This window comes from candidate division KSB1 bacterium, assembly GCA_024655945.1.
Taxonomy (GTDB): domain Bacteria; phylum Zhuqueibacterota; class Zhuqueibacteria; order JANLFK01; family Oleimicrobiaceae; genus Oleimicrobium.
The window spans coordinates 16,282-41,886 of sequence record JANLFK010000011.1 but is presented as its reverse complement, the minus strand read 5'-3'; the positions used below and the strand labels follow the sequence as shown (position 1 = coordinate 41,886).

The window sequence follows — 25,605 nt, the reverse complement described above, 5'->3', positions numbered from 1 at the left end:
ACGTCCTCTTGCGGGCGTGCCTTTTGGCTATGGGGTGTAGCTGGCCGGAAGATCGCCCCAACGGTGCGACACAATCACACCTTGGCCGCCCACCAGCGCGCTTCCTGGCGCAGCTTGGTCATGAGCTGTTGGTAGGCTGGTACCCGCTTCTTGGCCTTGCATTCGCTCACCAGAAACGGGCGCATGTCTTCCAAGGGACGCGGGTCCTTCTTCCGCTCCACCACCTGCAAGATGTGGTAGCCGTAGGGCACCTCGATCAAGTCGCTCACCTCGCCTATGCGATGCGAAAACGCCGCCTGGTCAAGGGGGTCGAGCATCTCCCCACGCGGCACGTCAACCACCAAGCCGCCTTTGTCCTTGGTCTCCTCGTCCTCAGAGTAGAGCCGGGCCAATTCCGCCATGTCCTCGCCCGCGCGGGCACGCGCCAAGACCGCCTCCGCCTTAGCGCGGATCTCTGGCTTTTCCTCCTCCACGTGCCCCTGGGTGAGGAAAAGGATGTGGCGGATCGTCGCATAGCGCTCTTCCTCGTACGCCTGGCGGATTTCCTCCTCGCTGGGAGTCGCGACTGGCGCTAATACTCGGTCCAAATAGCGAGTGACCAAGAGCGAGTTGCGGGTGTCATTCCGCAGAAAGTCCAGGCTCACGCCCGAGCGCTGCAAGAGCAAGGCATATTGCTCTGCACCGCCAAAGCGCTCATACTGAGACTGCAGCACGCTATCCACCTGAGAGGCCGAAACGGAAATTCCTTCCCTTTGTGCGGCACGAAGCAGCAGGCGCTGTTCTGCCAAAGACTCGGCGGTGCGCGTGACGGTCTCTTTGACCCTCTCCAGCTGCATGGTGCGGAGACTCCCGGCGCTGTCGCCCATCTTGTTGACCAGATATTCCATCACATCACCAACGGTCACCCGGAAGTGGCGCGTCTTGACCAGCGTACGGTTCTTGTTCGGATCAAGGAAGGGCAGCGACTTGCTCAGGTCGCTCGCCAATGCATAGGCGGCGGTGTTCGGCTGCAGTTTTTCCGTGCGAGGCCTCGTACAGGCCGCAAAGGTCAGTGCCACCAGCAGTATGCTCACACCGATACGCTTCATGCTTCTCCTCCTTGTGTGGCCTCGGTTCTTCGCTCCGTCGCGTTTGGCAAAGTTATGCATCTTCACCGACGAATGCAACTGTTTTCTGCCGGGCAAGGTGGCGTTTTCTCGCTTGACTAAGACCGGAAAGTTGCTAAATTTGAATCAAGACTGACCTCTCCCCGTGCGCCCATGTGATACTTTCGCTCCGGATGCACTAGCAAGGGAGAGCAGCGGCGAACGTGCGAAGGGAGCGTGTGGCGTGAGAAGTGCCGGCCTGGTGGGCATCTGCCACTTGCTCATGAGCATCCTCCTGGCAGGCGGGTGCAGTACCAATCGTGGCGGTAACCCTGGCGACGACTGGCGTTGGAAGGAGCCGCCCCTGTACGGGCGCTCCCTGAATCCGGAGAGGCCCCACCTCATCCAGGTGGCGGCCGGAGAGTATCGCCCCGGCGGCTCTCCGCAGGCAGTGGGGCCGCCGCTGCGCGCATTGCGCGAACTGGCAGACGAATACGAACGTCTGCACCCTGAGGTCACCATAGAATTCCTCACGCAGCTCATGCTGTCAGGGGGCTCAGAGGGCGAGTGGGTGCGGACGCAACTGCTCGGCGGCGTAGCCCCCGAGATCGTCCAGCTCAACACCGAGGCAGTCTGGCCCGACATCGAGCAGAACAAAGGCTGGTGGGTGCCGTTAGATCCCTACCTCGACCTCCCCAATCCCTATGTGCCAGGCAACCAACACTGGCGCGACCTCTTCGCCATGCGCCCCCTCACAGAGGCCAAACGCGCGCCGGATGGCAAACTCTACTGCGTGGTCTACGACCTTGTAGAAACCGGCATCTTTTACAACCAGGACATATTCGCCCGTCTTAACCTCAGGTTGCCTCGCACCTGGCCGGAGTTCCTCACTCTACAGAAGAACCTCCCTGCGGCCGGCTACCTCCCCCTGGTCATCGCCACGAACATGCACTACGACTGGGCGCAAGACCTCATCTTTGACCAGTGCTACTTCGAGCTGTTGGACATCATCGACTACAAGAAGGCATCGCCATTGGAGGAGGAATACTACCGAGGCTATCTCCTGCCGGAGGAGTTGTGCTGGTTGCTGAAGAAGGGGTGGTTTGCCCCGGACAATCCGCGCTTTCGCGAGGTCTGGCGCCTGCTGCGGGAATGGCGCACCTACTGGCAGCGTGACTTTGCCACCACCGACGGCGCTCGCCTGTTTCTCACCCAGAAGGCGGCAATGGTCTGGAACGGCTCCTGGTTCGTGCGCCGCCTGCGGATGGACCCAATGGTCAATTTCCACTGGGGTGTGTTCTACCCGCCGCCCATTCATCGAGACCACTCGCCATACTGCTGCGGAGTGGACCAGTGCGTCATTGGCGGGGCAGGAATGCAATTCCACGTCACCCGGCGCGCCGTCGACGACGCTGAACTGGACGCGGTGATTGACTTTCTCATGTTCCTGACCACACCGGAGAACAACGCCCGCGTGGTGAACGAGGCGGGGCTCTTCGTGCCGCACATTGTGGGTGCACCTCTGCCACCCTCGTTGGCCCCTTTCGCAGAGATCGTCACCAGGCGCTATTGCACTACTAAGTGGAACTATTCCCTTGGCCATCGCTTCACTGACCACCACCAGCGGATGATCGAGCTCTATTTGCAGGATGGCATCAGCCTGGATGAACTGATGCAGGAGATGGGTCGCTACTTCCGCGAAACGGCCGAACGCCTGATCGCCGAGAACGGCTGGCCGGAACCAGAGGGCCTTCCGGAGTGGTCGCCTGAGGCAGAAGCCCGCCTGCTCTCGGCAAGGAGGGCACCGTGACGCGACGAGCCCCACGGGGCATCTACATAGCGCTGCTGCCCAGCTTTGCGCTGCTGGTGGTGTTCAACTACTGGCCGATCGTCAGCGCCTTTTTCCACAGTTTCTATCGTTGGGACCCCGGCGGCGTGGAGGAATACACGGGACTCAGCAACTTCGCCCGCCTGGTGCACGACGCCGTCATGTGGAAGGCCTTCGCCAATCTCGCGTTGGTCATGGTGGCTAACCTGACCATCAAGCTTGCCGTGCCCTTGGCGGTGGCGGTGTTGATCTTTCACCTGCGACGCGAAGCCTGGCGCTATTTCTACCGCGTGCTCTTTGTGATACCGATGGTGGTGCCGGCCATAGTGGTCATCTTGCTGTGGCAGTTCATCTATGCTGATGGTGGGCTGCTGACAGCGCTGCTGCAGGCACTGGGGCTGTCCGGCCTCAGTAAGGGATGGCTCAGTAACCCGCAAACGGCACTTGGAGCGCTGATAGGCGTTGGCTTCCCCTTTGTCTCCGGCTTTGCCTTGCTGGTTTTCTACGCAGGCCTGCTCAACATCCCCGATTCGCTGTTAGAGTCGGCGCGCTTGGAGGGAGCAGGCTGGTGGTGGCGCTTCTGGCGCATCGAGCTCCCGCTGCTCTTAGGGCAGATGCGAGTAATCGTGGTGCTGACCATGATTGGCACCATGCAAGGCTACGAGCTCTTCCTCATCCTCACCCGCGGCGGGCCGGGCTACACGACGATGGTGCCTGGCCTGTGGATGTACCTGTGCGGCTTCTCTTTCAACGAGATGGGCTATGCCTGCAGCATCGGGGTGGTGCTCTTCCTGGCAATGTTGGGACTCACGGTGCTCAACTTGCGCTTCATGAAACAGGAGGAGATCGCGTGAGGACGAGGCGTTGTCGCCCACGAGGTCTCTTTTCCGCTGGGCATATCCCGGCTCACGCCGTGCTTCTGGTGGCGGTGACCTTCACCTTCTTGCCTTTTGCCGTGATGATTCTGACCTCTCTAAAGAGCATCCCGCAGTTCTACCGCGACTTCTGGGGGCTTGCCTCGCCGATCCATTGGGCAAACTACGTGGACGGATGGCAGACCGTCCGGCAGTACCTTCTCAACAGCATCTTGGTGAGCGGCGCCGCGGTGGCCGGTGTGCTGGTGTTATCCTCGATCACCGCCTATGTGTTCGCCCGCTTCACGTTTCCCGGGCGCAATGCCCTGTTCTTGGCCTTGATTGCCGTCCTCATGGTCCCTTCGGTGCTCACCTTAGTGCCGGCATTCATGGTGGTGCGGCAATTAGGGCTGCTCAACTCCCATTTAGCGCTCATTCTGCCATATGTGAGCGGGGGACAGGTCTTTGCCATCTTCTTGTTGCGCTCCTGCTTTGAGGCCATTCCCCGAGACCTTTTTGACGCGGCCACGGTGGACGGTTCGAGCGAGTTGCGCATCTTCTGGCATGTGGTGCTGCCGCTGTCGCGGCCGATGCTGAGCGTGGTGGCGATCATGAATCTGCTCTGGGCGTGGAACGAGTTCATGTGGCCCTTCGTCACGCTCAACGACGCGCGTAAGTTCGTGCTCCCGGTGGGCCTGCTGGCCTACAATACTTCGCTCTACGGGTGCCAGTACCCGGCGCTCTTTGCAGGCTACGTCATCGCCTCTCTCCCCTTGCTGCTGCTGTTTGCGCTGACGACGAAGGCCTTCATCAGGGGGATGACCAGCGGTGCGTTGAAGTGTTAAGCTTCGTCGTGTAACCTGGAGGACGTCATGCTGAAATACCTACCACTTGCTCTCAGCCTGGCAGGCCTGGTTGCTCTGTCTTGCTCACGGCGCACTCCAAGAAGTGAGGTAGAGCTCGCCTGGCCCAGGCCGGTGCCATGTCGGACGACCGACAGTGCCCAGCCCGACCTCTTCGTGATGACCTTGGGGCCTGTGGAGACGCCTCTTGCCGATGGCATTTTCTACCCGGAGGAGGACGTGGTGCGTCTCAGGGATGGGACGGAAATTAAGGACTATTTCCGCCAGCGCCACGGCATCACCTTCTACCAGCCCTTGGACAAGAGCCGCTTCCCCCTGGCGCCCTCGGGGTGGTGTTCGTGGTATTTCTACTACCAAGAGATCAACGCCGAAGAGGTGCGGCAGAATGCCGCCTGGTTAGGCGCGCACCTCAAGCCTTTTGGTGCGCGCTACTGCCAGATCGACGATGGCTGGCAGGGCACCGGCCACGGCATGGGCGAAAACCGTGATTGGACCACCATCGACAAGCGGTTCCCCGAAGGGATGGACAAACTTGCCACTTTCATCAAGAAACAGGGCTTAGAGCCCGGCCTCTGGTTAGCACCGCACGGCCAGAGCAACGAGGAGGTGGTCAAGCAGTCCGGGGCTTTCCTGCTGAAGTCCGACGGTAGCAGTGCTTCCGATACCTGGGAAGGGAAGTACTTAGTGGACCCCTCTACGCCAAGAGGACACGCCTACTTAGAGAACCTCTTTGCTACTTTGCAGAAGTGGGGATACACCTACTTCAAAATCGATGGGCAGCCGATCGTCATTGACGAGTACCGCAAGAAGCAACAGTTCATGGCGAATCCGGCGGCGGGCGCGCCGGAGGAACTCTACCGGCAGACGCTGCGCACCATCCGCCAGGCCATCGGGCCGGACAGCTACTTGCTCGGCTGTTGGGGGATACCGCTGCCTGGCATGGGCATCATGAACGGCTCGCGCACCGGTGGCGACGTGGTCTGCGACTGGCGCGGCTTCCTGACGGCCGTGCAGGCCACCATGCGCTGGTACTTCCTGCACAACATGGTCTGGTACTGCGACCCAGACGTGATGCTCCTCCGGCCGCCACTCCCCCTGGACATGGCGCGCGCCTGGAGCACACTGCAGGGCCTGACCGGACAAGCGCTCATGGCCAGCGACCGCATGCCCGACCTCCCGCCAGAGCGAGTGGAGATACTCAAGCGCGTCTTCCCGGCGGTCGACATCCGTCCCTTGGACCTCTTCCCCTCGCAGGCCAACAAGCAGATTTGGGACCTCAAGGTCAACCATCTGGGGAGGCACTACGACGTGGTGGGTCTTTTCAACTACGACGAGCGCAACCCGGTGTGCCTCTACCTTTCCTGGGCGGAGCTCGGCCTGCCAGAAGACAGCCCGATGCACGTGTACGACTTTTGGGCGGAGGAGTACGTGGGCTGCTGGGAGAACGGCATTTTCGTCCATCTGGACCCGGCCTCGTGCCGCGTGCTCACGCTGGTTCCCGCAGAGGAACGCCCGCAACTCATCTCGACTAATCGCCACATCACCCAGGGATGGGTCGACCTGTGCGAAGTCTCCTACGACTCATCGAGGCTTGTCTACTCCGGGAAGAGCGAGGTTGTCGCGGGCGACCGCTATGAGCTCCGCTTTGCCTTCCCCAGGAGCGGGCGCACGTTCCGCATCAAGGAGGCAAAGGTCGCCGGTCGGACAATGGAGGTGACCAACCACCAGGGGTGGGCAACCTGTTCCTTCGTCAGTTCGGCCTCACAGCAGGTACGTTGGCAGGTGACATTTGAGCCGGCCGAGTGCTATTCCTTTCCGGTGGAGACCCCGCGCCAACTACGCGCCAGGCAGATAGGACTCGATTGCGCGGAGGTGAGCTGGAATCCTGTCTACAGCTTGAACTGTGGGTACCTTGTCTATTTCAACGGTAAGCTCCTCGGCTTCACGCCTCTTGCGCGCGTGGAGTTGCGGAACCTGGACCTGAGCGCGACAAACGTCGTCTCGGTGGCAACCGTCTGGCAGGATGGCACACGCAGTGAATTGGCGAGCATCGACCTGGAGGGGGTTCTCACCGCTCCGGAGCAAGTATGGCTCTCCGACGCTCGAGCGCTTCGCGCCACATGCGGCTGGGCGGCGGTGCAGATGGATGCCAGCGTGGAGGGGAGAAACCTGAGCATCGCCGGCCGAAGATTTGCCAAGGGGATCGGCACCCACGCCGCCTCCGAGATCGTCTATCGACTCGGAGCCAGCTTCACCACACTGGAGGGCTGGGTCGGTGTGGATGACGAGGTGCCCAAGGGACGCGGTTCTGTGGTCTTTGAGGTATTCGGCGACGGACGGCTCCTCTGGCGCAGCGGCCTCATGCGCGGCGGTCAGCCGCCCCAAAGGATGCAGGTAGCAATAGGCGGCGTGCACATTCTGCGCCTGCAGGTGGCCGACGGCGGCGACGGCATCGACTATGACCATGCGGACTGGGCGGAGCTGCAGGTGAGGCGGTAAAGCATCCGCCGACCTTTGCTCGTTTTCACCGGCAGGAGAGGAACGCGGTGCGGGACGGCTCATCATGAGCAGCCTGGTGCGCGGTTCCGGCAATGGCGTGCGGGGTTCAGCGGCGAGGTAGCGCCGAGGCGCGCCTACGGCTAAGAGGCCCCAAGTCAACCCTGGAATCGGCAGAGTACCTGCGCGAAGGTCAGTAGCGCGTGGGCGAACAGACTGTTTGGCTCGTCTCCTTTGCGGGGTCGTGGCACAAGGTCGGGGGCATCCGGGGGAGGCGTGCTGGGCAGCCGTACTCCGGTGCTCTCCGATGTCCGGCTGCTATGCCGCCGACGCCCCCCGCCTATGCCGGCGTGCGACATGCCAGGGGCAGCCCAGTTGTGGCATCGACAGGAGGCAGTGAGGCACCTGCAGCTCACCGCCGACCACTGGCACCCCAGGGGGAAAATCGTCGAGCATGGACGTTTCCCTTGACTTTTCGCCGCCCCTTTTGTAACTTTGGCCGCGAGGATCGCGCAGAGCGGAAGCCGAATGCCAATGACCTTTCTGCCAGTGGTAGAGGAATGATCAAAACCGTCTTCTTTGACCTTGGGGGCGTGGTGGTCAACGTCCACTTCGACCTTGCGGTGCAGCGGCTTGCCAAGTTCAGTCCTTACGAACCTGCGCAGATTGAGCGACTTCTTCTCGAGTCGCCGGAGACGAAGAAATACGAGCTCGGTCTAACCTCCACCAGGGAGTACGCCAGCTGGGCGCTCCAGGCGCTGCAACTCAGGATGGAAGAGGAGCAGTTCGTGCGCGCCTTCAGTGACATCTTCACCCCCAATCAGGAGGTCGTGCGGCTCATCACCCAGCTGGACGGCCGCCTCCAGGTCGGGGCCATCAGCAATACCAACGTGGCCCATTACGAGTGGATTGCGCGTCACATCGAGGCCGTGGCCGGCATGCGGCCCGCCGTGCTTTCGTTCCGCGAGCACCTGGCCAAACCCGACCCGGCAATCTTCACCACTGCCTTGGCCAGGGCCGGCTGTGCCCCGGCTGAGGCGCTGTTCATCGACGACCTTGAACCCAATGTGCTCGCCGCCCGCTCGGTGGGCATGGCCGCCTTCCTCTACCCGGGACGCGATGCCCTGGTGGGAGAGCTTCGCGCATTGGGGATAGCGGTGCCATAGATGATCCCCACTCAGCGCCGTGTGCAGCGTCATCGCCCGCGCGCCGCGGCGCACGAACGCCAAACGAGGTACAGTGATGGCCAAGAAGAAACCGATGCAGACCACGCCACAAACTCGACCTTCAGCTGGCGAGCGACGGCCTCTCTTGGTGCTGCTGGCGGTCATGGTCGTGCTGCTCTGTGTGGTGTACGGTCAGATCCTCTTTTTCGGCAAGACGCTCCTGCCGCCGGACAAGCTGACGGCCGACGCCACCGCGCCGTTCGTCAAAGATGCGCTGAGGCGCGGGATATTCCCGCTGTGGACGCCGTATATTTTCAGCGGCATGCCTTCCTACGGCAGCCTGCTCAGCGCCCCCCGCGTGAACCCCATCGACTCGGCGGTCAAGTCCGTCCTTGGACTGCTGCAACTGCCGCCGTTCCTCTTCATTTTACTCAACTATTTGCTGTTCGGGAGCCTCATTTTCTTGCTCCTCCGCCATTGGAAGGTGCACCCGCTGGCGGCCATTTTTGCGGGCTTGTCCGTGGTATTTGTGCCGCAGTACGTCGCCTTTACCGCCTTTGGCCACAATACCAAGTTCCTGACCTTGGTGCTGATCCCGCTCATCCTTTACCTCACCGAGCTGGTGGTCACCAAGCGCCAACCTCTGTATGCAGCTCTCCTCGGACTGGCGATCGGCTTTCAACTGCTCAGGGCCCACCTGCAGGTGTCGTACTACACGGCCCTCCTCATCATCCTGTTCTTCGTCTACCGGAGCATCCTTGCTTTGCGAGCGCGCCAGGGATGGAAACCGGTCTGGCAGAGCGCAGCCCTGCTGGCAGCGGCCGGGATCTTGGGCGTCATGCTCTCGGCGGTGCTGACCCTGCCGGTGTACGAATACTCCCACTATTCCATCCGTGGCGGCGCTGAAGGGGCACTGGACTACGACTATGCCACTGCCTGGTCATTCTCCCCGCTGGAGATGGTCACCTTTGTGGTGCCGTCGTTCTTGGGCTTTGGCGGCGAGACCTACTGGGGCAAGATGCCCTTCACCGACTACCCGCTCTATTTCGGCGTAGTGGTCCTTTTCTTTGCGGGTATGGCTCTGGTGCTGCGCCGGGACCGGAACACGATCTTCCTCGCGGTGGTGGCCCTCCTCTCACTGTTAGTCTCTTTTGGTCAGCACTTCCCCATTCTGTACAAGCCGATGTTTCACCTCCTGCCCTTCTTCAGCAGCTTCCGCGTGCCGAGCATGATCCACATCGTCTTGGACATTGCCATGCTGCTGCTCGCCGGCATCGGCCTGCATGAGGTGCTGATGCTTGCCCAGGACAAAGTGCCTGCTCAGCGTTGGCGTGCAGTCTCCACCTACAGTGCCGTTTTCCTCGCGGTGGTCGGGGTGCTGTTTTTCTTCTTGCTTGTAGGCAAGGGCTTGTACATCTCCTTGGCAGGAAGCTTGCCGCGGAAATTGACGGTGGATGTTCGCGCGCACGCCTACAACCGGGCACTGCTGGACGCGTTTCTGACGCTCTTTTTCACCGCGGTGAGTGCCGGCATGGTGCATCTGTACCTGCGGCGCCAGGTAGGGAGAGCGCTGATGGCGACGGTGGTCATCGTTGTAGCGGTTGTGGACCTCTACCTGGTGGACGCGCGGATCATCAAGGCTAGGCCAAGAGCTGACGAAAATGCCTATTTTGCAAGAAACGAAGCGGTGAGGTTCCTGCAGAGCGACAAGGAGCCTTTCCGCATCTATGCGGCGCCGGACAATCGCACGCCCAACTGGTACATGTACCACAAGATCCAGAGTGTGTTCGGCTACCACGCGGCCAAGCTGCGCATCTACCAGGAGTTCATTGAGGAGAGCGGCCTTGACCAGCGCACCTTCCCTGGCATCCCGCCGCTTTTTGCCAAGTATTGGCGTCTTGTTTCCCACCAGGGCAGGCCAATGCTGCAGCCGGTAGCGCCGGGCACGATTTCGCCACAACGCATCGTCACTGACCGCGCCTTCCTGGACATGCTCAACGTCAAATACGTCATTTCCTATTACGACCTGCGCGACGAGCAATTCCGCAAGGTTCTGGACGACATGCCTGGGGTCTACCTGAACACCGGGGCCTTGCCGCGCGCCTTTTTTGTCGACAGCGTGGTGGTCGTCTCTGGCCGCAATCGTATCTTCGAGTTCATGAAGAGCGGGAAGTTTGACCCACATCGCATGGCGATCGTCGAGGAGCAGCCACCCTTTGCCATCGCACCTGCGGCGGAGAATCGCGTGCAGGTCAGCTCGTACGACCTCCACGACATCCACCTCGAGGCCGAGGTTGCCTGGCCGACGCTGCTGGTGGTGAGCGAGGTCTTTTACCCCGCAGGATGGAAGGCTTACGACAACGGTCGTGCGGTGCGCATCTACAAGACCAACTACATTCTGCGCGGCCTCTTCCTGCAACCTGGGCACCACCGCATCCACTTCGCCTTCCGGCCAGCCTCGTTCCGCCTTGGGCTGATGGTGAGCATTGTGGGCTTGCTTTTGGCCGCAGGCGTAGTGGCCTACAGCACCGTTCCGCCCTACCTGCAGCGCCGGCGCGCCGCGGCACCGCCTACAAAGTAGCGAAAGCTGGAGCCATGGCCAACAGCATCTACACGCGCACTGGTCCCTTCAAGGGTCTGCTCTTCGTCTTGGTCGCCGCGGCAGTGGCGGTGTTGCTGCTCTACACCCAACAGCTGGTCGACAGGCTTCGCGCCGATGCCCGTCAGATCGTCACCCTCTGGGCAAACACCTATGAGAAAATCATCGGCGCCGAGAACGACGAACACAGCAGTGAACTTATGAACTTTTTCTTTGAAGAAGTCATCATGCGCATCAACTTTCCGGCCATCCAGACCGATGTGCACCATGAGCCGCAGTACTGGAAGAATGTGGGTGTAGACGATAGCGACCGATCGCCAGCCGCCCTTGCCAAGGTGAGGAAGATGGTGCGCACCATGGCACGCGAGAACAAGCCCATTGTGATTCGTGCCCAGGGGCAGGATTTGGGGTACATCTACTACGGGGACTCGCGGCTCATCACCCAGCTGCGCTACCTGCCCTATGTGGAGATTGCCGTGGTCGGACTGGTGGTGTTGGTGGCCTTTGTGGGCTACAGCTCCATCAAGCGAAGCGAGCAGCGCTTCCTCTGGGTGGGGATGGCTAAGGAAACCGCCCATCAACTCGGCACGCCGATCTCCTCATTGATGGGCTGGCTGGACCTCATCAGGCAGAGCACCAGCCTTGAGGAGGTGCAGCGCACCGCCGTTGAGATGAGCAGAGACGTGCAGCGCTTGGAGAAGGTGGCGGCACGCTTTTCGCAAATCGGCGCCGACCAGGAGTTGAAACCACAGGCAGTCCAGGAAATCGTGGCCGACGTCGTCAGCTATCTGCGCCGCCGCCTGCCGCAGATGGGACACAGGACGCAGATCATCGTGGACTACGCGGAGGTGCCACCCGTTGCGGTCAATCGTGATTTGCTGGAATGGGTGGTGGAGAACTTGGCGAAGAATGCGTTGGAGGCGGTGCAGGAGAGCCGCGGCATGGTACAGATCTCCGTGGGCCTCACGGACCGAGGCGATGCTGTCTACATCGACGTCAAGGACGATGGCAAAGGGATCCCACCTCGCCACAGGCGGGCAATCTTCAAGCCGGGATTCAGCACCAAGAGACGCGGCTGGGGGCTCGGGTTAAACCTTGCCAAACGCATCGTTGAGGAATATCATCACGGCAGGCTATTCATCAAAGAGACCAAAGTGGGGGTGGGCACGACCATGCGGATTGTGTTGCCCTTGCGTCAGCACAAGAAGGAGGCCTGGAGATGAGAGTCGTCGGGGTGGCAGTCATCTGGTTCGCGGCGTGGGCACCGCAGGTAGCGGGGCCTGCATGGGGGCAGAAGCCGCTGACGGCAACCGATGTCGTCTCGCTGCGCTACCCCGAACAAGTGGCCCTCTCCCCGGACAGCACGCGCTTGGTGTATGTGCTCAGGGAGGCCGATTTTGCCAGACAGAGGTTCCTTTCACATCTGTGGCTGATTGGCGATGACCAGGAAGACCCACGCCAGCTCACCACCGGCGACGGCCGGGAGGTGGCACCCTCCTGGTCGCCGGACGGCAGTTTCATTGCCTTCTTGTCTGACCGCTCCTCCGCTGGCGCCAACGCCTCTGCCGGTCGCATTGTGCGCCTCTGGGTCATTCCTGCGGACGGTGGCGAGGCCTCGTGCCTAAGCGCAGGGGAGCGAGTGGTCGCCCACCGGTGGGCAGCCACCGGTGACTGTCTCTACTACGTGGCCCGGCCATCCTCCTCACTTGCCTCGCCTGCCAATGACCCCCTGGTATGGCCGGCGGTCACGCCTGTGGATGAGCTGTGGATGGCCACTGTGCCAGAGGGCGAGCGGCGTCGAGTAATGGCGCTGGGGCCGCGCGTCACCGACTTTGACCTCTCGCCGGACGGCACGCTAGTCGCCTGTTGCACAGAGGACGAGGGCACGACCGCGCCGTGGGGCAGTCTACACCTGCGGGACCTGGAGACCGGCGAAGTGCGTGAGCTGACCACTCTGCCCGGGCCAGCGGCAGCGCCGCGCTTTTCTCCTGACGGCCTCTCGCTGGCGTGCCTGACCAGACCCGCACCGGACCCCCTCTGCAGCCAGGCAGAATTGGCCGTCATCGACCTGGTCACTGGCAGAATAACGATTCTGACCGAACGCCTCGACTTGGCAGTCGGTGACCCGGTGTGGGCCAGGGATGGCAAATCCGTCTACGTGACCGTCCCGGCCGGGATGCACACCTACCTTTACCAGGTCTTCCCTGCGACGCGGCGCATCGCGGATGTGGTCAGAGGCAACGGCGTGGTAAGCAGCTTGAGCGTGGCGACAGAGGGCCAGGTCTACGCCTACCTGCGGGAAGACAGCCGCACCCTGCCCGAGGTTTTCGTGCACCGCAAGGGCAAACTCCAGAAGCTCACTGACTTTTCCGCCCAACTTGCCCCCTTCTCCCTCGGCAACCAAACGGTGATCCGCTATCAGAACGAAGGGTACGAGTTAGAAATGGTGGTGGTCTACCCGGTGGGATATGTTCCCGGCATTCGCTGTCCGGTGCTCCTTTTCGTGCACGATGGACCCCACCAACGTTTTGTGAATACCCTGCGCCAGGAATTGCTGTTCCAGGTCTTTGCCAACCGAGGCTACTTGGTGGCGGCGCCCAACCCGCGGGGAAGCGCGGGCTACACCGAGAAGTTCGGGCAGGCCTGCCGTCTGGACATCGGCGGCGGTGACTACCGCGACCTCATGGCGGCGGTGATGTACTTGGACGACATCGGCATCGGCGATTTTGTGCGCATGGGCATCCTGGGCATCGGCTATGGGGGCTACATGGTCAATTGGGCCACCACCCAGACCGACCGTTTTCGTGCTGCAGTCGCCATGGGCGGCATATTCAACTTGTTGAGCCATTGCACGAGCCCGGCGCGTGCCGCATGGGGCAAAACCTACTTGGGCACCAACTACTGGCAGGAAGGCAAGCCGTACATTGAACGTTTGCCAGCTCTTTACGCCAAGTTCATCGAGACGCCAGCGCTCCTGCTGCACGGCATACAGGACGCAGAGGTCCGCTCCCAGGAGGCCATCGACATGCGAGATGCGCTCAGCGCTCTTGGCAAGAGCGTGGAGCTGGTGCTCTATCCCCGGGAGGGGCACAACCTTGGCAACGAGCCAGCGCACGTGGTCCATTGGGTGGAGCGGGCACTCTCCTGGTTCGACCGCCACGTCATGTCGGCACAGCCGCTGAATGAAGAAGAGCCGCGGCAAGAGTAGCCCTCTGGCCAGAGGCGCTGAGTGCAGCCCGGGCCGCGGCACTGCCACGCCTCCCGCTGCTCGCCACACACCAATGGTCTGCAGATGAACCTCCAACTCGACGGTCAAGTAGCGTTGATCACCGGGGCCACCGGGTGCATCGGAAGCGCCGTGACCATGAGCTTAGCTCGGTCCGGAGCCGATGTCGCCATCGGTTTCTGCGAAAACAAGCAGAAGGCAGAAGACTTGGCGCAGGAAGCACTGCGCATGGGGCGTCGCGCTCTGACCGTGCAGGCAGATGTGACCAGCGAGCACCAGACCCTCGCCCTGATTGCAGAAGTCGAGAGACGGTTTGGCCGTCTGGACATTCTGATCAACGTCGTTGGCCACTTCTTGCAGAAACCGTTAGTAGAGACAACGGCAGCGGAATGGCAGGAGATGTTGGAAACCAACGTGACCAGCGCCTTCTTGTTGTGCAAGGCTGCACTGTCGGGTATGCGTCGCCGCAGGCATGGACGTATCGTGAACCTGGGCTTGGCAGGCTTGGAAGCTGGGCATGGCTTCGCGCAGATTGGGGCCCATGCCGTCGCCAAGGCGGCCCTCTTGTCCCTCACGCGTTCCCTGGCCAAGCAGGAGGCCGGTCACGGCGTCACGGTCAACATGGTCGCGCCAGGGTTTGTCTATGGGCCTCAGGTATCCGAAGCCCAGGCCAGAGAGCTTGCCGCCCGCATCCCCGCAGGTCGCCTGGCAAGCGCGGCGGAGGTGGCAAGCGCGGTCGTGTTCCTCGCCTCGCCGGCGGCCTCCTACATCACCGGCACCGTCATTGAGGTCGCCGGCGGCTGGGGGCTGTGAAGCATCCCGCCAAAGGGCCGTCCTGCCCTGCGCCTCGAAGGCACTTGCCCCGCCACGCACCACCCATGGCTTAGGCACAAACGAGTCGGTCTCAGCCCAGCGCCACGTCCAGCACCATCATTGTGACAAAGCCGACCACCAATCCACCCGTGGCCAAATGGGTGTGTTTGCCCAGCTGTGACTCAGGGATGAGTTCTTCGACAACCACGTAGATCATGGCGCCGGCGGCAAAGGCCAGGGCATAGGGCAGGAGCGATTTCACAGCAACGACGGCCATGGCTCCAAGTACGCCTGCGACGGGCTCAACCACTCCCGAAAGTTGCCCCCAAAAGAAGCTCCGCCCGGCGCTCATCCCCTCTCGGCGCAAGGGGGCGGAGACGGCCGTGCCTTCCGGGAAGTTTTGCAGACCGATCCCCAGTGCCAAGGCGACGGCACCGGCAAGGCCCGCAGTTAAACCTTGGCCTGCGGCTCCAAAAGCCACGCCAACCGCCAGCCCCTCGGGGATATTGTGGAGGGTGATCGCCAAGACGAGGAGGACGCTTCGTTGCCAGGCGGTCTTCAGCCCCTCTGCCTCTTCCATCGGATAACCCACGTGCAGATGGGGCAAGATGCGGTCCACCACCCAGAGAAAGCCTGCGCCCAGGAGAAAGCCTGCGGCAGCGGGAATCCACGCCGGCCCTCCTTGCTCAGCAGCCATCTCGATGGCCGGTGCGAGCAGTGACCAGAAGCTGGCGGCAATCATCACTCCGGCCGCGAAGCCAAGCATGCTGTCCAGGACTTTCTGGTTCACCCCTCGCACCAGCAAAACCACAGCTGCGCCTAGGGCGGTCACAAACCACGTGCCGCAGGTAGCCACCAAAGCCTGGGCCACGGGATTCAGGTTCACGAACCACTCTTGGATCATGCTTCTCCCGTCCTCATGCTGTTCAACACCATCCCAAGCGCGAGCAAAAGCAGCATTAGCCGCGCCACGCCATGATTTTATCCACCGCCACCTGGGGCAAAAGCTCCGCCAGGGCTGCTGTCCGCGCCATGAACCCCACCGTGTAGCGCGAACGTGGGCGCTTCGCAATGAGCGCCCTGAACACCGTCGCTGCAACCACCTCCGGCTCACTCCGTTTGCGGTCGAACTCAGCGAGCTGTTCGAGCTCATGCCGCAGGCCAGCCGCATACAGCTGGGCGCGCTCGGCCGGCCACTCTCTGAGGCTTTGTTCCAGCTGTCGGGCAGTGCGACTGACCGCCGGCGTCTTTATGCCGCCACAGCGCACCAGAATCGCAGGAATGCTCCAGGGCCTCAGCTCCAAACGCAGCGTGCGCGCCAAGCAATTGACGGCAAAGTCGCACACGTGGATACTCCCCACGAACGGGATAGGAAGTAGCCCGGGTGTAACGATCCACAGCACACGCCCGCGTGCAGCACGGACCGCAGGCAGCAGCGCCTGCAGGAGCGCCAGCGGGCCTACCACTCTGGTCTCCAACTCGCGGCGCAGGATGGCCACATCCAGCAGCTCCAAAGGGGCGATTGCACCACCGCCGGCATTGTTCACGAGGGCATAGAGGCCAGGGAGATGTTGCTCCTCAAGCACTGTGGTCACTTTCCGGGCGGCCTCCGCCACCTGCTGCGGGTTGCTCAGATCCAAAGGGCAGATAGGGAAGATTCCCGGCCCGCTGCGGCTGAGGTCCTCGGCATCCTCCAGCCGCCTGACCGTGGGTAACACGGTGAATCCGCGCGCGGCAAGGTGGAGGGCAACCGCGCGACCGATCCCCGTCGAACACCCCGTCACCATCACTGCCCGGCCTTGGCCAGGACCGCGCCGGGCCTGCTCCACTTTCCCAAGCATGACCATCCTCCATGGTTTGGGTCGAATGCACACAAAACCGCTCCTCCACCTGCAGCGCTGGCGCATCTATTTAGGAAAAAACGGGCATTTCTGCAAGGGGAATTTTGTCGAGGCCAACGCATCCCTTCCCTCCCGGCGTACCTCGGCGTCCGAGACAAAGCACGAGTTTCGGTTTGAGGTTGCCTTCCTTCATGATTCCGCCTCATGGGATGAGTTGGGGGCAAGATTCCCGTTGATTCCGACTGCGGACCTGTGTAAATTTAGATCGCCATTCTGGAGCCCCTGGTTGGAAAATCACCAATCACAACGGACTTTAGCCGGAGCCATGAACGACGAGGCGCCAAGGATTGGGACGCAAAGAGGCATTCCTTGCCTCAGCTGGAGGCTTCGATGCCCAGTGCGTCTCGCGCTGGCTGTACGACTGGGATAGGAGGGGCGCTCGTGCGCGGCGCTGGTGCTGGCACGTGGTTTCCTAGAGGCTACTGCGGGCTGCGACGCCCCAAATAGAGCGGCCAGGTAGGAGATCGGCGGCGGTGCTGGTCGCTTTGGCGAAAAGAAGCTTGCCCGAATGGTACGATTTGCCGCGAAGGGCACGTTTGCCGTTGCCTGCGTTTGGCCTAGCATTGATCTGAGGCTTTTTGAGCAACTGGCGGAACCTGCGGCACGAGAGTTGCGAATTATCAATGAGCAGAGCAAGGCTCTGCAGGTCAAATAGGCACACAAAGTGGAACGTCGGTGAGGTGGGGACGTGCGGCAGCTTCTAAGAAAAGTAGGCGATAGGTTCGTGGCGGGACTCCTGGTAACGGTCCCCCTGGTGGCCACCGTGCTGGCATTGAAGTTCCTCTTCGGCGCCGTCGATGGGCTGGTCGGTCCTCTGCCGGAACAGTTGTTCGGCCGGGACATCCCGGGTTTTGGGGTGTTGGTCACCGGGCTGGTGGTGCTCTCTGTTGGTCTCCTCACTGCCAACCTTGCCGGGCGGCGCACTATTTCCTGGCTGGAGGGCTTTTTGCAAAGGATTCCGGTGGTGAGCAGCATCTACACGGCGGCGAAGGAGATCACGCAGGCCGTGTCCCATCCTAACAAGCTCCTCTTCAAGGAGGTAGTGATGGTGGAGTATCCCCGCAAGGGGGTCTTTGCCTATGGCTTTATCACCAGCGAGACCAGGCGGCCGGAGGAGGGAGGTGTGCTGCACCTCTACAACGTGTTCATTCCACGCGTCCCAGTACCGACCACAGGCTGGCTGGTGGCCTTCCCTGCCGAGCAGGTGGTCCGCCTGCGGATCTCCGTGGAACGGGCCTTGAAGTTAGTCGTTTCCGGCGGCATAGTGGCCCCTGCCGACCTTGTGGCTAAGCCCGCGCCGCCGGTTTGCGAAGACAGCGTGCCCGGCCCCGCCATTGAACGACAGCCGGAGCTTGTGAGCTCCTGAATTCGGTCCAATCCCCTGCACGCAGGAAAGATGGCCCTGAGAGATGGAACATGGGAGAGCACCGGCACGCACGCTCTCCCTTGCCCACAGATGACGGCCTCGCTGAAACGTGTATGGGCAAGGGTCACCTCGCGCCCGCTGCGCGTCCGACTGCGCGGCGGGCTGTTGGTGGGCCTTGGCTACTTGCTGTCACCTCTTTCCTGGTGGAACGATGCGGCGCTCAATATCCCCTTGGCGTGGCTGCTCGCCAGCATGGTGGAGCGCCTCATCCCCGCCAGCTTCTCGGTGCTCTTCGTAGGTTTCTATTGGCTCTCCAATTTGGCTGGCTTTGCCCTCCTTCACCTTGGCGGCAAGGAGCTGTTCGGCTCCTACTTTGCTGGACGCAAATGGCTCACCGTGGTGGTGACCACCCTGCTCTACACGCTGGGCATTCTCCTGCTGCTCAACCGGGGCATTCTCGGCCCGCTCCCCATCCAGCTTTGAGGGCGAGAGCCACTCCCCATGCTGCCTTCGCCAAGCAGTTGCCGTCAACTGAATAGATTTTCCTTGCCTTTTCGAAAATATTCCCTATCTTTACAAAGGGAGCTTGCGGAGCTCGGCTCCTATGTTGTCACTCAGGAGGAGAAAGCATGCTCATGTCGCGCAAGGAATTCTTTGAGAAAAGCGGCAAGGCGGTCTTGGCCGCTGGGGCCCTCGGTGCCGGAATGAGCACCCTCGGAGCAACGGGATGCACCTCATCGTCAGGCTCCTTCACGCTGACGTACAAGACCATCCGCCTCCAGCTGCAGCACGCCTGGACGTTGAGCCGCAACACCAGTACCTACAAGGACAATGTCTTTGTCAAGCTTGAGAAGGATGGCATCTTTGGCCTGGGCGAGGCGGCACACAACGTCCGCTACGGCGAAACGCTCGAGTCCACCATCCAGACCATCGAGTTGGCGCGCCCCATTCTCGAAAGTTGCAATCCCTGGACCTTCGTGGACGTGGGAGAGGCCATCCAGAAGGTCTGCGAAGGCCAAACCGCAGCCAAGGCGGCCATGGACATGGCGCTGATGGAATGGATCGCTAAGAAGCTCGGACTCCCCTTCTATCGGTTCCTTGGCCTGGACCCTAAGAAGGCGCCGGGCACCACTTTCTCCATCGGCATCGACACGCCGGAGGTGATCAAGCAGAAAGTGCGCGAGGCAGAGCCCTACCCGCTGCTCAAAGCGAAGATGGGCGGGCCTAACGACGAAGAGATCTTAGCAGCCATTCGCAGCGTGACCGACAAACCGCTCCGGGTGGACGCCAACGAGGGCTGGAAGGACAAAGAGGTGGCGATCAGAAAGATCGAATGGCTGGCTAAGAACGGGGTGGAAATCGTCGAGCAGCCCATGCCCAGCAACATGCTCGAAGAGACCGCTTGGGTGCGGGAGCGCTCGCCGCTGCCCATCATCGCCGACGAGAGCGTGAAGAGCGCGCACGACATTCCTGCCTTGGCGCAGGCGTTCGACGGCATCAACATCAAGGTGGACAAGGCTGGTGGCCTGCAGGAGGCCCTGCGCATGATCTGGATGGCGCGCTCTCTGCGCATGAAAATCATGTTGGGATGCATGATTGCCAGCTCGCTGTCCATCACCGCCGCTGCCCATCTCTCGCCGCTGGTGGACTATCCTGACTTGGACGGCAACTTGCTCATCGCCAACGACCCGTTCCAGGGCGTCAGGGTCAAGGACGGCTGGCTGATCCTGCCAGATGGCCCGGGCTTCGGCGTCAAGGGAGTATTCTGAGCCTGTCACGGCGCGTGGAGGGCAATCTATGGAAAAGCTACGCATTGGCGTCATTGGCGTAGGCAAGCTTGGCACCTGCCACTGCCAGGCACTGGCACGCGTGCCGTCCGTGACCTTAGTGGGCATGTACGATGCCAGTGAGGCCGCTCGTCGCCAGGCATCTCTGACCTTGGGGGTGAGGCCCTACGACAGCATGGACGATTTGCTGGGGCAAGTGGACGCGGTGACGGTGGCGGTGCCGACCGTGGCGCACCTGGATGTCTGCCGCCGCGCCTTGACGAAGGGAGTGCACGTCTTCGTCGAGAAACCCATCGCCAGCTCGGTGGCCGAGGCGGAGGAAATCATTGCTCTGGCCAACCGGCACAACCTCACCCTGCAGGTGGGACATATCGAGCGTTTCAACCCGGCCATCCGCGCCCTGGAGGGGATCGAGTTGGCACCCCTGTTCATCGAATCGCATCGCCTCGCCCCTTTTGACCCGCGGGGCACCGACGTGGCAGTGGTCCTCGACCTCATGATCCACGACATTGACATCATTCTCAGCCTGGTGCGCAGCGAGGTGACGCACATTGCCGCCAACGGTGTGGCGGTAGTTTCCCACGAGCCGGACATCGCAAACGCCCGCATCCAGTTTACCAACGGCTGCGTGGCCAATGTGACCGCCAGCCGCATCTCGCAGCGGAAGATGCGCAAGATGCGTCTGTTCCAGCGCGACACCTACATCTCCATCGACTTTCTGCTGCACATCACCGAGGTCTTTCAAATGGTGGACTTGGGGACCCCGGAACCGGCAGAGAGCTTCTCGGCAATTCTGGGACAAGTGGACAAGGGAGCGCGGCGCCGCAAGGTGCTCTACACCAAACTCACCCCACCGGAAACTGACGCCTTGCAGGCTGAGCTGCAGGCATTTGTCCAGGCGGTGCTCACCGGCACGCCACCGCCGGTGACCGGTGAAGACGCACGCCGGGCGCTGGCCGTGGCCAGTGACATCGTCGCCATCGTCAAGCAGGGGATGCCAGTCAGTTGAGCGGCCGCACCAAAGGCGCAGCGGCCCCGGCAAGACCCATGCGCAGACGTTGCATGATCATCGCCGGGGAGGCCTCTGGCGACTTGCACGGCAGCAGCCTTGCGCTCGCTTTGCGCCAATTGGCCCCGGAACTGGAGCTGTTCGGCATCGGCGGTGACCGCATGCAACAGGCCGGGGTGGAACTCCTCTACCACGCCAGCCAGATGGCCCACATGGGCTTTGCCGAGGTGCTCAGGCATTTGCCGGCGCTGCAGCGCGCCTTTTCCCGCACCTTGCACGAGGCCGTGACACGCAGGCCACACCTGGTGGTTCTCATCGACTACCCCGGATTCAACCTGCGCTTTGCCCAGGTAGCCAAGCGACACGGCCTCAAGGTGCTTTATTACATCGTGCCCCAACTCTGGGCATGGCGCAAAGGGCGCCTAAGCAAGATGGCGCGCAGCGTCGATGCTGCTGCGGTGATTTTCCCATTTGAGGAACCACTTTTCGCCAGTGCCGGCATCCCCACCACCTTCGTGGGGCATCCGCTGTTGGATGTCCTTCGGGTGATGGGCGACAGGCAAAGCTTCTTTGCCCGCCACGGCCTCGATCCCCACCACCCCTTGGTGGCATTGCTCCCGGGGAGCAGAGTTCAGGAGGTGCGCAGCCTGCTACCGGTAATGCTCCAGGCGGTGGACAAGCTCCGCCGCTCCTTGCCAGGCCTGCAAGCGGTCGTGGCCAAGGCCGACACCGTCGCTGATGAGGTGTACGCTCCTTTGCTGGCAGCTCACCGCCACACCGCGACGGTGCGGGGCGATACCCACGCATGCCTCAAGTGCGCAGACGCCGCAGTGGTTGCCTCCGGCACGGCCACCTTGGAGGCCGCATGCTTAGGCACACCTTTCGTCCTGGGCTACAAGGTGTCGTGGCTTTCCTTCCAGCTGATGCGACGCATGATCAGGATCCCGTACATCGGGCTGGTCAATATCGTGGCCGATAAGCAGGTGGTGCGGGAACTTGTGCAGGGTGACTTTGCGCCAGAGCCTCTGGCAGCCGAGCTGAAGATGCTTCTCCAGGACCAGACGAGGCGAGAGGCCATGCGCCGTGAGTCGCGTCTGGTAGCTGAAAAGCTGGGCACTCCGGGCGCAGCCCGGCGCACTGCCGAACTGGCGCTGCGGCTGATGGAAACTGATGGCGGTAGATGAAGAAGCGATGGGGCGCGGTCCTTGGCGGAAACTGATGTTTGTGCTGGCCTGCAAATTGGGCTGGCTGTTGATCCTGGCCATGGGGCGCTTGACGCGCGTCCGTGCCGTAGGCCGGCAACACTGGCAGCGCGCCGTGGCGGGTGGCCGCGGGGTGCTGGTGATGGTGTGGCATGGGCGCATCCTTCTGCCCATCTACCTGCATCGCCGCCAGGGGATCATCCCCATGGTCAGTCTGCACGAGGACGGCGAGATGATCGCCCGCACTGTGGAGCGCCTTGGCTACCGCACCATAAGGGGATCGAGTACGCGCGGCGGGCGCGAGGCCTTTCACCACATGCTGGCGGCCCTCAATAGCGGGGCAGTCTGCGCCATCATGCCTGACGGCCCACGTGGCCCGCGTCACCACCTCAAGCCGGGAGCAATCCGCCTGGCGCACCGCTCCGGCGCCTATCTGCTCCCTGTCACCTTCTCCTGCGACCGCCCCATCTTCGCGCGGAGCTGGGACAAGTTCATGCTTTGGCGGCCGTTCGCGCGTTCGGTCATCTTCTACGGCGAACCCTTCACTGTGCCGCCCCATCTGAGCGAGGCCGAGTTAGAAGAGCTGCGGCACAGGGTCGAGCAGCAGATGATCGCCTTCGAGAGGAAGGCCGATGAATATGTTCGCCACTAAGTGGCCGGCAGCCTTGCTTCTGCCGCTTAGCCTCCCGTACCTCCTTATAACCTGGCTGCGCAACATCCTCTACGATGCCGGAGTGTTGCGCCAGTGGAAACTTCCCTGCCAGGTTATTGCCGTGGGCAATCTCACCGTCGGCGGCACCGGCAAGACACCCATGGTCGAGCTCATCGCTCGCACGTTCCGCGACAGGGGCAAGCGCGTGTGCGTGATCAGCCGCGGCTACAAGCGCCGCCGGCGTGGCTTGGTGGTCGTTTCCGATGGGCAGCGGACTCTCGCCGGGCTCGAAGACAGCGGCGATGAACCGCTCATGTTGGCCAACAAGCTGCAGGGCGTCCCCGTGATTGTGGACCGCGATCGCGTACGCGCTGGCCGCCTGGCCATCGAGCGCTTTGGGGCACAACTGCTGGTGCTTGATGACGCCTTTCAACACCGCCGCCTGCGCCCCGATGTCTCTGTCGTCCTTGTCGATGGGCAGCGCGGCTTCGGCAATGGCTGGCTCTTGCCTGCCGGACCTCTACGCGAGCCTGCCTCGCGGTTGGCTGCGGCGACCGTGGTCATGCTCACGCGAGTGGAAGGCCCTCATGCCATTGTGCCCCTGGCGGCCAGGCTTCGCCAGTACACGCCCGCCCCCGTTCTGACGGCGCGCCATGTGCCCCTGGACCTGCTCAGTGCCGACGGCAAAAGGAGCGACTCGAGCGCCTGGCAAGGGAGAAACGTAGCTGCCTTCTGCGGCATAGCCCAGCCCGATGCCTTTTTCGCCATGCTAGAGCGGTCTGGCATGCGGCTGGTCCTGCGCAAGGCCTTCGCCGATCACCACTCGTACACGGCGCAGGAGGTCGAAAGCCTCTGTCGCCAGGCGGCGCAGCAAGGCGCCGAATGCCTTATCACCACCGAAAAAGACATGGTGCGGCTTGAGGGGCTTGCCTTCCCCCTGCCGCTGTGGTGTCTGCGCATCACCCTGCAGGTGGAGGAGCTCCCGGAGCTGATGCGCATCATCGAGGCACACAGCAGGGGCGAGCGGCAACGCATTTGTTGCGAAAAAAAAACTTGAAATCTTTGACAAAGTTTGCTATCATTACGGTAACGTTCAGCTGGCAAGCCTTTGATTGTTCGCCAGTTGTCGTTTACCCTGACGCCGTATCACGAAGAGGAACATGAGCGTGGGGCAGTCAACCATCAAACCCAAGATTCTGATTGTCGATGACGACAGGAACATCGGCAGGATGATCTCCGCCACCCTGCAGAAGCAGAAGCGCTACGAGTGCGCCATCGCGCTCAGTGGCGAAGCCTGCCTGCAGTTGGTGCGCGATGACCCACCTGAGCTCATCCTCCTGGACATCCAGATGCCGGGCATCGACGGTCTTGAGACCTTGGGGCGTCTGAAGAAGCTTGAGCCCAACATTCCGGTGGTCATGATGTCCGCCCACGGCACCATCGAGCGCGCGGTTCGCTCCATGAAGCTCGGCGCCCACGACTTTATCGAAAAGCCTTTCGCCAGCGAGCGGCTGCTGGTGACCGTGGAGAATGCCCTGATTACCAGCTCCTTGAAAAAGGAGGTCGGCGAGCTCCGCTCCGAGCTCAAGAGGAAGTACTCCTTTGAGAACATCATCGGGCAGAGCGGCGCCATGCAGGAGGTCTTCCGGGCGGTGGAAAAAGTCATCGACAGCAACGTCACTGTGCTCATCCAGGGGGAGAGCGGCACCGGCAAGGAGCTGATCGCCCGCGCCATTCACTACCATTCCCGCACGCGTGGCAACAAGCCTTTCGTTGCCGTCAACTGCACTGCCCTGCCCGAGTCTCTCTTGGAGAGCGAACTCTTCGGGCACGAGAAGGGTGCCTTTACCGGAGCTGCCGGACGGCGCATCGGCAAGTTCGAACAGGCAAACGGCGGCACCATCTTCTTGGACGAGATAGGCCTGATGAGTCCGGCCACGCAGTCGAAAGTGCTGCGCGTGCTGCAGGAGAGGGAATTCGAACGCGTCGGCGGCAACGAACTGGTGCGGGTGGACGTGCGCTTCATTTCGGCCACTAATCGCGATTTGGAAGAGGCGGTGAAGAAGGGTGAATTCCGCGAGGATCTCTACTACCGCATTGCGGTCTTCCCCATCAAGTTGCCGCCCTTGCGCGAACGGAAAGAAGATATCCCGGCATTGGCGGCCTTTTTCCTCAAGAAGTACGGCCAGGAGGAAGGCAAGGAGATCGAAGGCATCTCCGCTGACGCGCTCGAGCTTCTGATGGCCTATCATTGGCCCGGCAACGTGCGCGAGCTGGAGAATGCCATCGAGCGTGCCGTCGTGCTGGCGGCGACCAAGGAGATTATGCCCAGTGACCTACCCGCTGCGGTGAGGGCGTTGGGTGAGAAGCGCCTGTACGAAGCAGACCACACTCTGGCCAACTGGATCGAGAAGCTGGAGGAGGAGGCGTTGCGGCAGGCGCTGTTGGAGTGTGGCGGAAACGTGTCGCAAACGGCGAAGAAGCTGGGCATTGGTCGGGCAACCATCTACCGCAAGGCCAAGAAGTACGGCCTGCCGATGATCAAGTAGTGCCCCCAATCCCCTGCGCGCCCGCTGCTGCCCATGACAACCAGTGGCGTGGCGGCACCACTGTCTCACCCCTCTGTGTATCATCCCGGCACAGGTGTTTCGCCTAATTACAGTTCTGCAACAATTCGCCCGCAGGGCCAAGCAATTGCAGCCGTAAGTGCCTGTTTCTGCGATGGCGCTCTGCCGGGCAAGCGGCGGGTAGCTGGTAT

20 protein-coding genes are annotated in these 25,605 nt (G+C 61.9%); 17 read left to right on the top strand and 3 right to left on the bottom strand.

Annotation, left to right across the window (positions count from 1 at the left end):
* Positions 1-74: 74 nt before the first annotated feature.
* Complete coding sequence (locus NUW13_12635) at positions 75-1,088, bottom strand: peptidylprolyl isomerase (GenBank protein MCR4439864.1); 1,014 nt, start codon at positions 1,086-1,088, stop codon at positions 75-77.
* 241 nt (positions 1,089-1,329) lie between these two features.
* Between NUW13_12635 and NUW13_12630 the strand changes: the two genes are divergently transcribed.
* The 9 genes from NUW13_12630 (at position 1,330) to NUW13_12590 (ending at position 14,930) form a co-directional block, all read left to right on the top strand.
* Positions 1,330-2,895 (top strand): ABC transporter substrate-binding protein, encoded by a 1,566-nt coding sequence (locus NUW13_12630; GenBank protein ID MCR4439863.1) that lies wholly within the window; start codon positions 1,330-1,332, stop codon positions 2,893-2,895.
* On the top strand, positions 2,892-3,767 hold the full coding sequence (locus NUW13_12625) for a sugar ABC transporter permease (protein ID MCR4439862.1): 876 nt from the start codon (positions 2,892-2,894) through the stop codon (positions 3,765-3,767). Before NUW13_12630 ends, NUW13_12625 begins: the two co-directional genes overlap by 4 nt.
* Positions 3,764-4,612 (top strand): carbohydrate ABC transporter permease, encoded by an 849-nt coding sequence (locus NUW13_12620; protein ID MCR4439861.1) that lies wholly within the window; start codon positions 3,764-3,766, stop codon positions 4,610-4,612. The genes NUW13_12625 and NUW13_12620 overlap by 4 nt, the downstream gene beginning before the upstream one ends.
* Positions 4,613-4,639: 27 nt before the next feature.
* A complete protein-coding gene (locus tag NUW13_12615; GenBank protein ID MCR4439860.1) occupies positions 4,640-7,129 on the top strand; it encodes an NPCBM/NEW2 domain-containing protein in 2,490 nt (829 codons plus the stop codon).
* A gap of 557 nt (positions 7,130-7,686) precedes the next feature.
* Positions 7,687-8,292: an HAD family phosphatase gene (locus NUW13_12610; GenBank protein MCR4439859.1), complete on the top strand. Its 606-nt coding sequence runs from the start codon at positions 7,687-7,689 to the stop codon at positions 8,290-8,292.
* Positions 8,293-8,368: 76 nt separating this feature from the next.
* Positions 8,369-10,873, top strand: a complete 2,505-nt coding sequence (locus tag NUW13_12605; protein MCR4439858.1) for a YfhO family protein — start codon at positions 8,369-8,371, stop codon at positions 10,871-10,873.
* Between the two features lie 14 nt (positions 10,874-10,887).
* Positions 10,888-12,114 (top strand): HAMP domain-containing histidine kinase, encoded by a 1,227-nt coding sequence (locus NUW13_12600; protein MCR4439857.1) that lies wholly within the window; start codon positions 10,888-10,890, stop codon positions 12,112-12,114.
* Entirely contained in the window at positions 12,111-14,099 is a 1,989-nt protein-coding gene (locus NUW13_12595) for a S9 family peptidase (GenBank protein MCR4439856.1), read from the top strand. The genes NUW13_12600 and NUW13_12595 overlap by 4 nt, the downstream gene beginning before the upstream one ends.
* Positions 14,100-14,183: 84 nt before the next feature.
* Entirely contained in the window at positions 14,184-14,930 is a 747-nt protein-coding gene (locus NUW13_12590; protein ID MCR4439855.1) for an SDR family oxidoreductase, read from the top strand.
* A gap of 91 nt (positions 14,931-15,021) precedes the next feature.
* On the opposite strand, the gene NUW13_12585 is transcribed toward NUW13_12590, so the two are convergent.
* Entirely contained in the window at positions 15,022-15,834 is an 813-nt protein-coding gene (locus NUW13_12585) for a ZIP family metal transporter (protein MCR4439854.1), read from the bottom strand.
* Between the two features lie 55 nt (positions 15,835-15,889).
* Positions 15,890-16,771, bottom strand: a complete 882-nt coding sequence (locus NUW13_12580) for an SDR family NAD(P)-dependent oxidoreductase (protein ID MCR4439853.1) — start codon at positions 16,769-16,771, stop codon at positions 15,890-15,892.
* A 748-nt stretch (positions 16,772-17,519) separates the two neighbouring features.
* Between NUW13_12580 and NUW13_12575 the strand changes: the two genes are divergently transcribed.
* The 8 genes from NUW13_12575 to NUW13_12540 all read left to right on the top strand — a co-directional run bounded on the left by NUW13_12575 (position 17,520) and on the right by NUW13_12540 (position 25,396).
* On the top strand, positions 17,520-18,197 hold the full coding sequence (locus tag NUW13_12575) for a DUF502 domain-containing protein (GenBank protein ID MCR4439852.1): 678 nt from the start codon (positions 17,520-17,522) through the stop codon (positions 18,195-18,197).
* Positions 18,198-18,227: 30 nt separating this feature from the next.
* Positions 18,228-18,680 (top strand): hypothetical protein, encoded by a 453-nt coding sequence (locus tag NUW13_12570; GenBank protein ID MCR4439851.1) that lies wholly within the window; start codon positions 18,228-18,230, stop codon positions 18,678-18,680.
* A gap of 146 nt (positions 18,681-18,826) precedes the next feature.
* Positions 18,827-19,966 (top strand): dipeptide epimerase, encoded by a 1,140-nt coding sequence (locus NUW13_12565; GenBank protein MCR4439850.1) that lies wholly within the window; start codon positions 18,827-18,829, stop codon positions 19,964-19,966.
* 28 nt (positions 19,967-19,994) lie between these two features.
* Positions 19,995-20,993, top strand: coding sequence for a Gfo/Idh/MocA family oxidoreductase (locus tag NUW13_12560; GenBank protein ID MCR4439849.1), 999 nt, complete (start codon positions 19,995-19,997; stop codon positions 20,991-20,993).
* A gap of 38 nt (positions 20,994-21,031) precedes the next feature.
* Positions 21,032-22,177 (top strand): lipid-A-disaccharide synthase, encoded by a 1,146-nt coding sequence (gene lpxB / locus NUW13_12555; protein MCR4439848.1) that lies wholly within the window; start codon positions 21,032-21,034, stop codon positions 22,175-22,177.
* Entirely contained in the window at positions 22,164-22,847 is a 684-nt protein-coding gene (locus NUW13_12550) for a lysophospholipid acyltransferase family protein (GenBank protein ID MCR4439847.1), read from the top strand. The genes lpxB and NUW13_12550 overlap by 14 nt, the downstream gene beginning before the upstream one ends.
* Positions 22,828-23,904, top strand: a complete 1,077-nt coding sequence (gene lpxK, locus NUW13_12545) for a tetraacyldisaccharide 4'-kinase (protein MCR4439846.1) — start codon at positions 22,828-22,830, stop codon at positions 23,902-23,904. The genes NUW13_12550 and lpxK overlap by 20 nt, the downstream gene beginning before the upstream one ends.
* Positions 23,905-24,007: 103 nt before the next feature.
* Positions 24,008-25,396, top strand: coding sequence for a sigma-54 dependent transcriptional regulator (locus tag NUW13_12540; GenBank protein ID MCR4439845.1), 1,389 nt, complete (start codon positions 24,008-24,010; stop codon positions 25,394-25,396).
* Positions 25,397-25,605 lie beyond the last annotated feature (209 nt).